12 protein-coding genes are annotated in these 12416 nt (G+C 64.1%); 10 read left to right on the plus strand and 2 right to left on the minus strand.

Going from position 1 to position 12416, the window contains the following annotated elements; genetic code table 11:
- Positions 1–13: 13 nt before the first annotated feature.
- The 9 genes from ispH to greB all read left to right on the plus strand — a co-directional run bounded on the left by ispH (position 14) and on the right by greB (position 9406).
- Positions 14–955 (plus strand): 4-hydroxy-3-methylbut-2-enyl diphosphate reductase, encoded by a 942-nt coding sequence (gene ispH / locus DB032_RS05125; RefSeq protein ID WP_107798523.1) that lies wholly within the window; start codon positions 14–16, stop codon positions 953–955.
- 161 nt (positions 956–1116) lie between these two features.
- On the plus strand, positions 1117–3012 hold the full coding sequence (gene htpG / locus DB032_RS05130; RefSeq protein ID WP_107798524.1) for a molecular chaperone HtpG: 1896 nt from the start codon (positions 1117–1119) through the stop codon (positions 3010–3012).
- Between the two features lie 128 nt (positions 3013–3140).
- The gene (locus DB032_RS05135) at positions 3141–4646 is read left to right on the plus strand and encodes a hypothetical protein (protein ID WP_107798525.1); all 1506 of its coding nucleotides are present in this window, start codon (positions 3141–3143) and stop codon (positions 4644–4646) included.
- Positions 4647–4710: 64 nt separating this feature from the next.
- Positions 4711–5559 carry a ScpA family protein gene (locus tag DB032_RS05140; protein WP_107798526.1) on the plus strand — a complete coding sequence of 283 codons (849 nt, stop codon included), beginning with the start codon at positions 4711–4713 and terminating at the stop codon, positions 5557–5559.
- A gap of 77 nt (positions 5560–5636) precedes the next feature.
- Complete coding sequence (locus DB032_RS05145; RefSeq protein WP_107798527.1) at positions 5637–6170, plus strand: GNAT family N-acetyltransferase; 534 nt, start codon at positions 5637–5639, stop codon at positions 6168–6170.
- Positions 6171–6237: 67 nt separating this feature from the next.
- Positions 6238–6870: an SMC-Scp complex subunit ScpB gene (scpB, locus tag DB032_RS05150; protein ID WP_107798528.1), complete on the plus strand. Its 633-nt coding sequence runs from the start codon at positions 6238–6240 to the stop codon at positions 6868–6870.
- A 45-nt stretch (positions 6871–6915) separates the two neighbouring features.
- Entirely contained in the window at positions 6916–8316 is a 1401-nt protein-coding gene (locus DB032_RS05155; RefSeq protein WP_107798529.1) for a pseudouridine synthase, read from the plus strand.
- Positions 8317–8318: 2 nt separating this feature from the next.
- Positions 8319–8819: an NUDIX domain-containing protein gene (locus DB032_RS05160; protein ID WP_158274240.1), complete on the plus strand. Its 501-nt coding sequence runs from the start codon at positions 8319–8321 to the stop codon at positions 8817–8819.
- A 32-nt stretch (positions 8820–8851) separates the two neighbouring features.
- Positions 8852–9406: a transcription elongation factor GreB gene (greB, locus tag DB032_RS05165; RefSeq protein WP_107798531.1), complete on the plus strand. Its 555-nt coding sequence runs from the start codon at positions 8852–8854 to the stop codon at positions 9404–9406.
- Between the two features lie 69 nt (positions 9407–9475).
- Here greB and DB032_RS05170 read toward each other — a convergent pair whose 3' ends face one another.
- Both DB032_RS05170 and DB032_RS05175 read right to left on the minus strand, forming a co-directional pair.
- Positions 9476–9739: a zf-TFIIB domain-containing protein gene (locus DB032_RS05170; RefSeq protein WP_107798532.1), complete on the minus strand. Its 264-nt coding sequence runs from the start codon at positions 9737–9739 to the stop codon at positions 9476–9478.
- Positions 9740–9836: 97 nt separating this feature from the next.
- The gene (locus DB032_RS05175) at positions 9837–10304 is read right to left on the minus strand and encodes a MarR family winged helix-turn-helix transcriptional regulator (protein WP_199225819.1); all 468 of its coding nucleotides are present in this window, start codon (positions 10302–10304) and stop codon (positions 9837–9839) included.
- 74 nt (positions 10305–10378) lie between these two features.
- On the opposite strand from DB032_RS05175, the gene DB032_RS05180 reads away from it, so the two are divergent.
- Complete coding sequence (locus tag DB032_RS05180) at positions 10379–11548, plus strand: PLP-dependent aminotransferase family protein (protein ID WP_233246651.1); 1170 nt, start codon at positions 10379–10381, stop codon at positions 11546–11548.
- Positions 11549–12416 lie beyond the last annotated feature (868 nt).

The following is a 12416-nucleotide window of genomic DNA, read 5'->3' on the forward strand; positions in this document are numbered from 1 at the left end:
CAAGGATTGAGTGATGACGAAGACCATCATGCTGGCCAACCCGCGCGGCTTCTGCGCCGGGGTGGACCGGGCCATCGCCATCGTCGAGCGGGCGATCGAACTCTACGGCGCGCCGATCTACGTGCGCCACGAAGTGGTGCATAACCGCTTCGTCGTGGAGAACCTGCGCGCCAAGGGCGCGGTGTTCATCGAAGAATTGAAAGACGTGCCCAGCGGCAGCACCCTGGTGTACTCCGCTCACGGCGTGCCGCTGTCGGTGCGCGAAGAGGCGGCGCTGCTGGGCCTGCAGGTGTTCGACGCCACCTGTCCGCTGGTCACCAAAGTGCATGTCGAAGTCAAGCGCATGAACAAGGCAGGCATGGAGATCGTCATGATAGGCCACGCCGGCCACCCCGAGGTGGAGGGCACCATGGGCCAGGTGGACGGCGGCATGTATCTGGTGGAAAACGTCGCCGACGTCGCCAAGCTGCAAGTGCGCAACCCGGCGGCGCTGTCCTACGTCAGCCAGACCACGCTGTCGGTGGACGAGACCCGAGACATCATCGCCGCGCTGAAAGCGCGCTTCCCCGAGATCTCCAGCCCGAAAAAAGACGATATCTGCTACGCCACGCAAAACCGGCAGGACGCGGTGAAGGTGCTGGCCGACGAGTGCGACATCGTGGTGGTGGTGGGATCGCCCAACAGCTCCAACTCCAACCGCTTGCGCGAAGTGGCCGCGCTCAAGGGCGTGGACGCCTATATGGTGGACAACGCCGGCCAACTGGTGGAAGCCTGGTTCGTCGGCAAGCGGCGCGTCGGCGTCACCGCCGGCGCCAGCGCGCCGGAAGTGCTGGTGCAGGCGGTGATAGACCAGATCAAGGCTTTCGGCGCGGACAGCGTCAGCGAACTGGACGGCGTGGAGGAAAACACCGTGTTCGCGCTGCCGCCGGCCCTGCGCGAAGACAAGCGCGCCTGAGCCCGCCCGGCGGGTCCAAAGGCCAAACCGCCCCGCGATTTCGTCGCGGGGCTTTTTCATGTTCGCGCGGCGACGATCCTGGGTTGCGGGCAGGGGTATTGAAAACCCCGGGACAGCCCTTATCTGATGCGCATCGTTGACCAACTCTTGTTTAAGTCACCATGAGCGCATTGAAAGAAACCCTGGGTTTTCAGACCGAAGTCAAGCAGCTGCTGCAGCTGATGATCCACTCCTTGTACTCCAACAAGGAAATCTTCCTGCGTGAACTGATTTCCAACGCCTCGGATGCCGCCGACAAGCTGCGCTTCGAAGGCCTGGCCAAGCCCGAGCTGTTTGAAAACGAGCCGGAGCTGAAGATCACCATCGGCTACGACGCCGAGGCGCGCACGCTGACCATCGCCGACAACGGCATCGGCATGAGCCGCGACGAAGTCATCGCCAATATCGGCACCATCGCCAAGTCCGGCACCAAGGCCTTTTTCGAGCAGCTGTCCGGCGACGCCAAAAGGGACGCCAATCTGATCGGCCAGTTCGGCGTCGGCTTCTACTCCGCCTTCATCGTGGCGGACAAGGTCACGCTGACCACCCGCCGCGCCGGCGACGCCGCCGCCACGCGCTGGGAATCCCAGGGCGCCGGCGAATACACGCTGGAACAGGTGGAGAAGGCCGGCCGCGGCACCGAGATCGTGCTGCACCTGAAAGAGGGCGAGGACGAGCTGCTGAACGACTGGAAGCTCAAAGGCATCGTCCGCAAGTACTCCGACCACATCTCGATCCCGATCGAGATGAAAAAGGGCAATAGCTACGGCGAAAACGGCGAAGTCATCGTCAGCGACGAAATGGAAGCGGTCAACTCCGCCTCCGCGCTGTGGACCCGCGGCAAGAGCGAGATCAGCGAAGAGCAGTACAAGGAATTCTACAAACACGTCGCCCACGATTTCACCGACCCGCTGGCCTGGAGCCACGCTCGCGTCGAGGGCCGCCAGGAATACACCGAACTGCTCTACATCCCGTCGCGCGCGCCCTTCGATCTGTTCGACCGCGAGCGCAAGCAGGGCGTCAAACTCTATGTGCGCCGCGTCTTCATCATGGAAGACACCGAGAAGCTGATGCCGCACTACCTGCGCTTCGTGCGCGGGGTGATAGACAGCAACGACCTGCCGCTGAACGTATCGCGCGAGATCCTGCAGGAAAGCAAGGACATCGACGCCATCCGCAACGGCTGCGTCAAGAAAGTGCTGGGCCTGCTGGAAGACCTCGCCGCCAATCAGCCGGAAAAATACACCGAGTTCTGGCAAGAGTTCGGCCAGGTGCTGAAAGAGGGCGTCGGCGAGGACATGGCCAATAAGGAGCGCATTGCCAAGCTGCTGCGCTTCGTCTCCACCGTGTCCGAAGGCGCCGAACCGGCGGTAACGCTGGGCGACTATGTCGGCCGGATGAAGGAAGGCCAGGACAAGATCTACTACATCACCGCCGACACCCTGGCCGCGGCCAAGAACAGCCCGCATCTGGAAGTGTTCAAGAAGAAGGGCGTCGAGGTGCTGCTGCTGATCGACCGCGTCGACGAATGGGTGGCGGGTTCGCTGTTCGAATTCGACGGCAAGGCGCTGCAGTCCGTGGCCAAGGGCGCGCTGGATCTGGGCGCGCTGGAAGACGAAGCCGACAAGGAAGCGCAAAAGCAGGTGGAGGAAAGTGCCAAGCCGGTGGTGGAGAAAGTGCAGAAAGCCCTGGCCGACCGCGTCAAGGAAGTGCGCGCCACCGCCCGCCTGACCGAGAGCCCGGCCTGCCTGGTGGCCGGCGAGCACGATATGAGCGCCCATCTGGAGCGCATGCTGAAAGCGGCGGGCCAGCCGGTGGAAGCCAGCAAGCCCACGCTGGAGATCAACCCCGAGCACGTGCTGGTGAAACGACTGGCCGAGGAGGCCGACGAGGCGCGCGCCGGCGATCTGGCCCAGGTGCTGTACGACCAGGCCCTGCTGGCGGAGGGCGGCAAGCTGGAAGACCCGGCCGCCTTCGTCAAGCGCATCAACAAGCTGATGCTGGAGCTGTCGGCTTAAGCCGGACGCCGCTTCCGCGGCAATGCCCCGCCGAGCGCGGGGCATTTTTTTTGCGCTGGCAATAATGCCGCGCCAAAAATCATGGCGGGGCGTATCATCGGCGGCTTCTCCCTCGCTATGACCTAGTCATGATGGAACTGTCGCTGATTCACGCCCTGCCGGATGGCCCTTGGCTGGCACTGGACCTCAAGGCGGTCCAGGCGCAACTGGAGGCGCTGGCGGCGCAGCCGGCCGCCCTCGCCGCGGACAAGGCCGGCCAGTGGCTGGCGCAATGGCGGCGTTCGGCCTTGGCGCCGGCGGAACGCCTGCAACTGCTGCAGGCGTTGAGAGCGCCGTTGGCCGCGCTGGCGGCGCGGCTGGAGCGCGGCGCGGCGCGGCAGGATCTGTCCTGCACCCCGGAGGCGCGCGCGGCCTTGCAGTCGGCCCGCCATGTGCTGCGGCAATGGCATGAGCAGTGCAAGCTGCTGGCCCAGACGTTCAGCGCGCAGGAGACCGGCCGTTTTTCCAGCTCGCGCCCGCGGCTGGAGGCTCTGCAACTGGCGCTGGCCAGCGGCTACGATTTGCTGGCGCTGCACGCGCGCAGCTACGCGCCGCTGCACAAGGGCTTCTGGCGCGATTGCCACCGTCTGTACGCCTACGCGCTGGCCCAGGGCTGGGAGGGCCGGCAGGCGCAGGGCGGCGCGGCGGCGCCGGGGCTCAGCTACCGCCGGCTGATGTTGTTGGGCATGACCGCCAGCAACCGGCTGGAGGCGGCCAAGATCGCTCTGCTGCTGCAATGGCTGGAGCAGCACGCCGGCCTGCTGCGCGTGGAGCAGCTGGATCAGCCGCTGGGCGAGGACGGCGCGCTGGCCTTCCGCGCCGACGCCGACCGGCCGGCGCGCTTCTGCGCCGAACTGGACCTGGACGGCGACGGCGTGTGGTGGCGGCTGGACGCCGGCCGCTTGCTGGAGCGCCTGGACGAATTGGGCCGTCAGCGCCAGCGACAGGGCCTGGACGACGGCCACGAAGCCTGGCTGCTGGCGCGTCTGCGCCAGGAGTGGGGCGCGCCGCCGCGCCGGCGCCATGTCCGGCTGCGCCGGCTCAGCGTCGAAACCGTAGAGCTGGTAAGCCTGCTGCCGCGCTGCTGGCGGCTGGCCGCCGGCGAGCCGGCCGACGGCGAATTGGAGCCCTGCCGTTTGCAGATCAGCAATCTCAGCGCTTCCGGCCTGTTGCTGCAGGGCGAATCCTTGCGGCAGCCCTTGCGCGCCGGCGAGGTGGTGATGCTGCGCCGCCGGGGCTTCGGCTGGCAGCTGGGCCTGGTTCGCTGGGTCAGCTTCGGCGGCGAGGACATGCAGACCGAGTGCGGGATAGAGTTCATCGGCAAGCGGCCGCAGGCGGTCGAAGTCGCCGCCGTCACCAGCCACGCGGCCGGCGGTTTCGAGCCGGCGCTGCGCATGCAGGCCGAGCGCCATTTCCGCCATTCCGGCATCCTGGTGTTGCCGGGCCGCCTGTATCAGGCCATGCGGCCGTTTCATCTGCGCGGCGCAGACGGCGAGTGCCGGGTGCGCGCGCTGCGCTTATTGCAGCAAACCGCGCATTATCAATTCGTGGAAATCAAGATAGACGAGCTGCTGCCCGCCGACGCGGCCGTTTGAGCGGCGGGCCCGGCGGCGGACAAGTTCCGCCACGGCGCCTGCCAGTGCTGGTATCCTTGCCGCCATGAGCAACGCCCCCCTTCCCGAGGCCCGGTCTTCGGCCGACGATTTTCAGCTGACCGCGCCGGAATTGCCGCCCAGCGTGCCGATCGCGCACGTGTTCGGCCAGCCGGTGCTGGAAGTGCCGCAGGATTTGTTCATCCCGCCGGACGCGTTGCAAGTGATTCTGGACAGCTTCGAAGGCCCGCTGGACCTGCTGCTTTATCTGATCCGCAAACAGAATCTGGACGTGCTGAACATCCCGATGGCGGACATCACCGTCCAGTACATGGCCTATATCGACGCGATGCGCGACGGGCGTCTGGAACTGGCCGCCGAATACCTGCTGATGGCGGCGCTGCTGATCGAGATCAAGTCGCGTTTGCTGCTGCCCAGGCCGCAGCTGGACGAGGAGGGCGAGCCGGACGATCCGCGGGCCGAGCTGGTGCGCCGCCTGCTGGAATACGAGCAGATGAAGCTGGCGGGGCTGGAGCTGGACAAGCTGCCGCAGGCCGACCGCGACTTCGCCTGGCTGGCGGTCTTGATCGAGCAGTCCGCCGAGCAGCGGCTGCCCGACGTCAGCCCGGTGGATCTGCGCCAGGCGTGGATGGCGATTCTGTCGCGCGCGCGCCACCATCGCCACCACAAGGTGGAGAAGGACGAACTGTCGGTGCGCGAGCAGATGAGCTGGATTCTGCGCTATCTGGACGGCCGCGAGTACGTGCCTTTCGAAGAGCTGTTCGACGCGGACAAGGGCGTCGCCCATCTGGTGGTCAACTTCATCGCGGTGCTGGAACTGGTGAAGGAGGGGATGGTCAAGGTCAGCCAGGAGGCGCCGTACCAGCCCATTTATGTCAGGATTGCGCTGGTCTGAGGCGGGCGCGCGCCGATTTGCACTTGATGTTGGCGCGGCAGCGATTAGGATACAGGTATCCATTGCGAGAGCATGCCATGCACATCGAAGCGGCCGACCAGAAACATCTGCCAGCCTATCGGCCTTTTTTTCAGGCCTGCCACGAGGAAGGGCTGGACTATTACCGCCGCGCCGGCGCGGACCCCGACGCCTGGCTTGGGCAATTGCTGGAACACGCCGAAGGGCGGGCGCTGCCCGAGGGCTGGGTGCCGTGCCGCACCTGGTTCCTGATCAACGGCCGCACCGAGATCATAGGCGCGATCCGCCAGCGCTTGGCCGACAGCGCGCTGATCGTGGAGCGCATCGGCCACATCGCCTTCGAAGTGCTGCCGGCCTGGCGCGGCCACGGCTACGGCCGGGTGCTGCTGCAATACGTGCAGACGCTGGGCGAGAAGCCGGCGCACGGCAACTGGGTGCTGGTCTGTCCGGCAGACCGGCCGGCGGCGGTGCGCACGGTGGAGGCCTGCGGCGGCCAGTTGCTGGAAACGATGGAGCACGGCGGGCGGGCGTTCCGACGTTACAGCCTGACCGCGCTGGCGGCCTGGGACGACATGGCGGAAGGATTAATTTAGCTCCGGACGGAGAGTTCATGTAGAATGTCCGGTTTCCTGCGCAAACGTGTTTCGGCTTCACGGCTCAATGTCCACCATCACCGACCTAAAATATCTGAAGATCGTGCTGGAGACGGCGTTACTGACCGCGCAGGAACCTCTGTCGGTTGCCATGCTCAAAAAGCTGTTCACCGAAGAGGTGAAAGCCGCGCTGATCAACGACATCCTTGACGATATCCAGAGCGACTGGAGGGGCAAGGGCGTTGAACTGGTCAAATTGGCGTCGGGATGGCGCTTTCGCGCCCGAGCGGAGTTCACGCCATACTTGAACCGCTTGAACCCGGAAAAGCCGCCGCGATACTCGCGCGCGGTAATGGAAACCTTGGCGATCATCGCCTACAAACAACCTGTGACCCGTGGCGATATCGAAGCGATACGCGGCGTATCGGTGTCCACCGGCGTGATGCAGACTCTGCTGGAACGCGGCTGGATCGAAGTCATCGGCCACAAGGACGTACCCGGCAGGCCGGGCTTGTATGCCACTACCCGAAAATTCCTGGACGATCTGGGCTTTGTCTCGCTCAAGGATCTGCCGCCGTTGGCGGAGCTGGGAAGCCTGGTAGTGCCCGAGGCGATGCCTAGGGATCAAGGCCCGGCAGCGGCCACAGACGACATCCCCCTCGACGATGAGGCGGATAATTTCGAGCCCATCGCAGAATAACATCGACATTCTGCCGGTTGCTCGCACGGAAAGAGCAAAGCACATATGTCTAAAGGACAACGCAATCACGCCCGCCAGCCGGTGGCGCGTGTCAAAGGTCGCGAAACATCCCAAGCGCGCCAGCCGGGCACCGGCGGCGTTCAGCCGCGCGGCAAGACCCAGGGCGGCATGATCAAAAATCGCAACGGCCAGCCGGCCGAGGCCAACGCCCGGCAAGGCCAAGCCCGCGCCAACGGCGGCAAGGGCCGCGCGCCGCAGAACGGCCGCGCCGCGCGCGACGCCTACGGCAACCCGCTGATGCACGAAGGCACGCCGCTGTTCAAGCTGAGCCGCCGCGAGCAGGAACAGCAGCAGATGCAGCAGGCGCAAGGCCGCAACAAGCCGACCTACCAGCGCGACAGCAACGGCGACGTCAACGGCAACGTGGCCCTGGATCACGAGCGCCGCTTCGGCAACAAGAACGCCGCCGCGCCGGCGGGTCAGCCGGCCGCGGGCAAGGGCGGCGCTCAGCCGCGTCAGGGCAAGCCGGAGGGCGGCAGGCCGCAATTGGTGCAGAAGGCCAAGAAGCTGCGCTTGCGCAGCCCCAATCAGGACATCAAGGACAAGGCCAAGCGCCTGCGCGAAGTCCGCGTGGACCTGGACGACATCGAGCCGGTGCGGCTGCAAAAAGCGCTGGCGGCGTCCGGCGTCGGCTCGCGCCGTGAAATGGAAGAGTGGATCGAGGCCGGCCAGGTCACGGTCAACGGCAAGAAAGCCAGCCTGGGCGACCGCGTCGGCCCGCGCGACCGCGTGATGGTCAAAGGCGACCAGATCAAACTGAAATGGCCGGACCGCCTGCCGCGCGTGATCATGTATCACAAGGAAGAAGGCGAAATCGTCAGCCGCGACGATCCGGAAGGCCGCGTCACCGTGTTCGACCGCCTGCCGCAGGCCAAATCCAGCCGCTGGGTGGCGATAGGCCGCCTGGACGTCAATACCTCGGGCCTGCTGCTGATCACCACCAGCGGCGAACTGGCCAACCGCATGATGCACCCCAGCTTCGAAGTGGAGCGCGAGTACTCGGTGCGGGTGCTGGGCGAGCTGACGCCGGAAATCATGAAGGAAATGGTGGCCGGCGTGGAGCTGGAAGACGGCGACGCGCGCTTTGACCGCATCTTCCAGAAAGGCGGCCCGGAAGAGGCGGCCAATCAATGGTTCAACGTGGTGATCAAGGAAGGCCGCAACCGCGAAGTGCGCCGCATGTTCGAGCACTTCGGCCTGACCGTCAGCCGGCTGATCCGCGTGCGCTTCGGCAATATCGGCCTGCCTCCGCGCTTGAAGCGCGGTCAGTTCTACGAACTGAACTCCGCTGAAGTGGCCGCGGTGATGAAGTGGTCCAATCTGACCGTTACCGGCGGCAAGAAGGCGCCTCCGGTCAAGAAGGCTTCGGCCAAGGCGCACCGCTGAGCGTGCGCGCCCTATTGTGGGGCCTGGCCGCCCGCGCCTGGACGCGCTTGCGCGGCGAGGCGCCGGTCTCCGCGCCGGCTCCGCTTGCGAGCGGCAAACGCGAGCGCGCTTCCATCGCCATCGTCGACGGCGGGCGCATCCTGCTGATGCATCGCCTCAAACCCGGCAAGGACTATTATGTGTTGCCGGGCGGCGGCATCAAGCGGCGCGAGACGGCGGCCATCGCCTGCGTGCGCGAGACGCGCGAGGAAACCGGGCTCAACGTCCGTCTGGGCGGCAGCCTGTGCGTGCTGGACGCCAAGGACAGGGTCGAACACGTGTTCCTGGCTGCCAGCCACGCCGGTGAACTCAGGCTGGGCGGGCCGGAGCTGGCCAAGATGGGGCCGGACAATCATTACGCGCTGGAATGGCTGGATCGCGAGCAGTTGCAGCGGATCAAGCTGAAGCCCAAGGGGCTGCTGCCGCATTGCCTGGCCTTGTTGGAACCCGCCGCCGGCCGTTGAGGCTGGCGTTTTTCATGGATGGATGGACGAAGATGAGCAAAGCGTTTACCAGGGAAAACGACGAGGCGGAAGAGGATCTTCCGGTTGAGCGGCGTCTGCCCGCTTCCACCAAGAACTACATCACGCCCGGCGGCTGGCAGCGGCTGAAGGACGAGCTTTATCATCTGGTCAACCGCGAGCGGCCGGAAATGGTGCAGGTCGTGAACTGGGCGGCCAGCAACGGCGACCGCTCCGAGAACGGCGACTATCTGTACGGCAAGCGCCGCTTGCGCGAGATCGACCGCCGCATCCGTTTCCTGACCAAGCGCTTGGAAATCGCCGAGGTGGTGGACCCGGAAACCCGGGAAGCGACCGATCAGGTGTTCTTCTCCGCCACCGTGTTGATAGAGCGCGGCGACGGCAGCGAGCAATTGCTGCGCATCGTCGGCGTGGACGAGATCGATCTGGCGCGCGGCCGCATCAGCTGGATCTCGCCTATCGCGCGGACGCTGTTGAAGGCGCGCGAGGGCGATTCGGTGCTGTTTCGCGGGCCGGACGGCGACGAAGACATCGAGGTGCTGGAAGTGCGTTACGAACGCATAGACTGAATCTTCGAGCAAGAGCAGGGGAAGACGGCCCGGACATGAGTCCGGGCCGTTTTTGTATCCGGGGACGGATCAGTCCAGCAGCTTGCGCAGCCAGCCATGCTTGCCGCCGTGATGGCCTCCGTGGCGGCTGTCCCGACGGTGTTCGTCGTCATGGCCGCGACCGTGCGCGGACGGCGCGTAAGCGGCGGCGGGGGCCGCCGGAGCCTGGGTTTGCAGCAGGCGCTCCAGCTGGCCGGGCGCCAGCCAGACGCCGCGGCATTGCGGACAGTAATCGATGGCGACGGACAAACGTTCGCCCATCAGCAGGGTGACTTGGCAACTGGGACAATTCATGGCGTGCTCCTCGGCGCGCCGGACTGGCGCGGTAGGTCGGGAAAATGCGATGGACGGACCTCGCCAGCGCATTGCAAACCATGAAGCGGCTACAGGGTCAAGCTTTGCCGCGCGAGGGCGCGTCGTCGGGGCGCGAGTGCGAGGCCAGGCTGCGGTTGATCTGCATCCAGCCGGCGGTGGCCGGCTTCCCCGTCTGCTCAAACGCCGTCTGCAGCAGTTTCAGCTGCTCGCGGTGCAGGGCTTCCTCCAGCTTGCGTCCCTCCGAAGTCAGCGTCAGCTGTTTGACCCGTTTGTCGTGCTGCGCGGCCACGCTTTGCACCAGCGCCATTTCCAGCAGTTGGCGCAGCGGCATATTGATGGCCTGCTTGGTCACGCCCAGCGCGGCCAGCAGGTCCTTGACCGACAGGCCGGGGTAGCGGGCGACGAAGAACAGGATGCGGTGGTGCACGCGCGCCAGGCCGCGTTTGGCCAGCATTTCATCCGGTTTATCGGTGAAAGCCTTGTAGGCATGGAAGAAGGCTTCCATGGCGGCGCGCATGTCGTCGGACGGAGATAGGTCAGCCATGTTGACGGAACCTGCTGTGGTCGGTAGATTGAGTCAATATTATTGACATTAGTAAGAAAGTTGCGGACAAGCTTATGCAGAGTACCATGTTTTCTGAGCGCATCGAACGGCTCAGCGGGTCGCTGATCCGGGAAATCCTGGCGGCGGCGCAACAGCCGCAGATGATTTCCTTCGCCGGCGGCCTGCCGGCCGGCCAATGCTTGCCGCAGCTCGATTTCACCGATATGCCGGCGGGCCTGGCGCAATACGGCGCCAGCGAAGGCGAGCCGGAATTGCGCGGCTTGATCGCGGAGCAGGCGCGGCGCATGGGCATCGCTTGCGAGGCGGAGCAGGTGTTGGTGCTGTCCGGCTCGCAGCAGAGCATCGATTTATGCGCCAAGCTGTTCATCGATCCCGGCACGCCGGTGGTGACCGAAGGGCCGACTTATCTAGCGGCCTTGCAGGCTTTCAAGTTGTTCGGCGCCCGCGTTCACGCAGTGGCGCAACGGGACGGCAGGCTGGAGCCGCAGGCGCTGGCCGCCGCCTTGAGCGAGTCTCAGGCGCGCTGCTCTTATCTGATTCCCAGCTTTCAAAATCCGGCGGGCAGCTGTTACAGCGCCGAAGACCGGCAGGCGCTGGCGGCCGTCATCGACGCCGCCGGCGTGCCCTTGATCGAGGACGATCCTTATCGCGCGCTCAGCTACGACGGCGAAGCGCCGGCGCCGCTGGTCAGCCATTTGAAGCGCGCGCCGTGGATTTACTCCGGCTCCTTTTCCAAAACCCTGGCGCCTGGGCTGCGCGTCGGCTTCCTGATCGCCTCGCCGGAGCTGTATCCCTATCTGATGCGGCTGAAGCAGGCGACCGATCTGCACACCAACCGCCCGGCGCAGTGGTTCATCGCCCGCCAGCTGAGCGACCCCGGCCATGAGCAACGGATGTTGGACTTGCGCGAGGTGTATCGCGCCGGCCGCGACGCGATGCAGGATTCGCTGCAGCGGCATTTCGGCGATCTGGCCGATTGGCAGTTGCCGCGGGGCGGGCTGTTTTTCTGGCTCAAGCTGAAGCGGGCGAGAGATACCCGCGCCTTGCTGCCGCTGGCCTTGAAGCAGAACGTCGCCTTCATGCCGGGCGAGGCCTTCTTCCCCGAGCCGGAACAGAACCTGGGCTATCTGCGCCTGAATTTCAGCCATGCCTCGCCGGAGCGGATCGAGATCGGCATCGCCAGACTGGCGGCCTTGCTGCGGGATACCGCCGCCGCGGAGTAAGCCGCCGCTCCAGGTCTCCGCGCAGTCCGCGCCTTAAGCGGAACCGCGCCGCCTCGTCCTTGAGGCGGCGCTTCACACTCTCTTCCCGCCATCCGGCCCCGGTTCGCTTTCCCCCTCTATCCTTCCGTCTGTCCGCCCAGATCGCATTATTAAGAAAATTTAATATGTCATAAGCATTGGTTGATGTCCGAACATTATGACAATGCTACCTGCGCCGGATGTTTCGTTACCGAACGTCATCCTTATATTTATTTTCTTTAATAAAAGATTTTCCGGTATTGGATCAATTAATTGAACAATTGCCTGTTGTTTATGCCGTAATTGTCAGGTCGATTGAAATTTAATTGATCGGCCTCGGCGCTCTTTTTATAGGCCAGTTCGCGGCGCTTAAATCTTTGATATTGCCGCGAAAATTCGTGTTTCAAAAAATATAAGCCGTAAATCGGCTGAAGTTGTAACTGGCAGTTCGGGGGATGCTTTTCCTAGAGGTCTTTCAGTATAGTGCTGACGCTTAATTCTTCCCGTGCGGGATTTTTAGAATTAACGCGATCAAATAAATCTATACGAAAACAATTTGAGCGTCAATATTCATTGCGTTTTCCTGGTTTTGGACGACACGGGGAAATAGGAATGCAAAGCGTAAAGCAATGCTGATTCGCAATGGTTTGATCGCTGAAATGATATCGAATCATCTCAAAAGAAAGTCCGATTACGGCGCATGAGACACATTGGCAATTCTATTCTCTTGATTCAAACGCTGCTTAGGCAAACCGCCGCGCACGCGTCACGCATCCTTACGTGAAAACGAAGGGATGATCCTCGCCAACCTGTCGAAGAAACGGTTTCGATAGGGCGGAATATATCAAAA

Origin of the sequence: Chromobacterium sp. Panama (assembly GCF_003052555.1) — a bacterium.
In the GTDB taxonomy this organism is placed as follows: domain Bacteria; phylum Pseudomonadota; class Gammaproteobacteria; order Burkholderiales; family Chromobacteriaceae; genus Chromobacterium.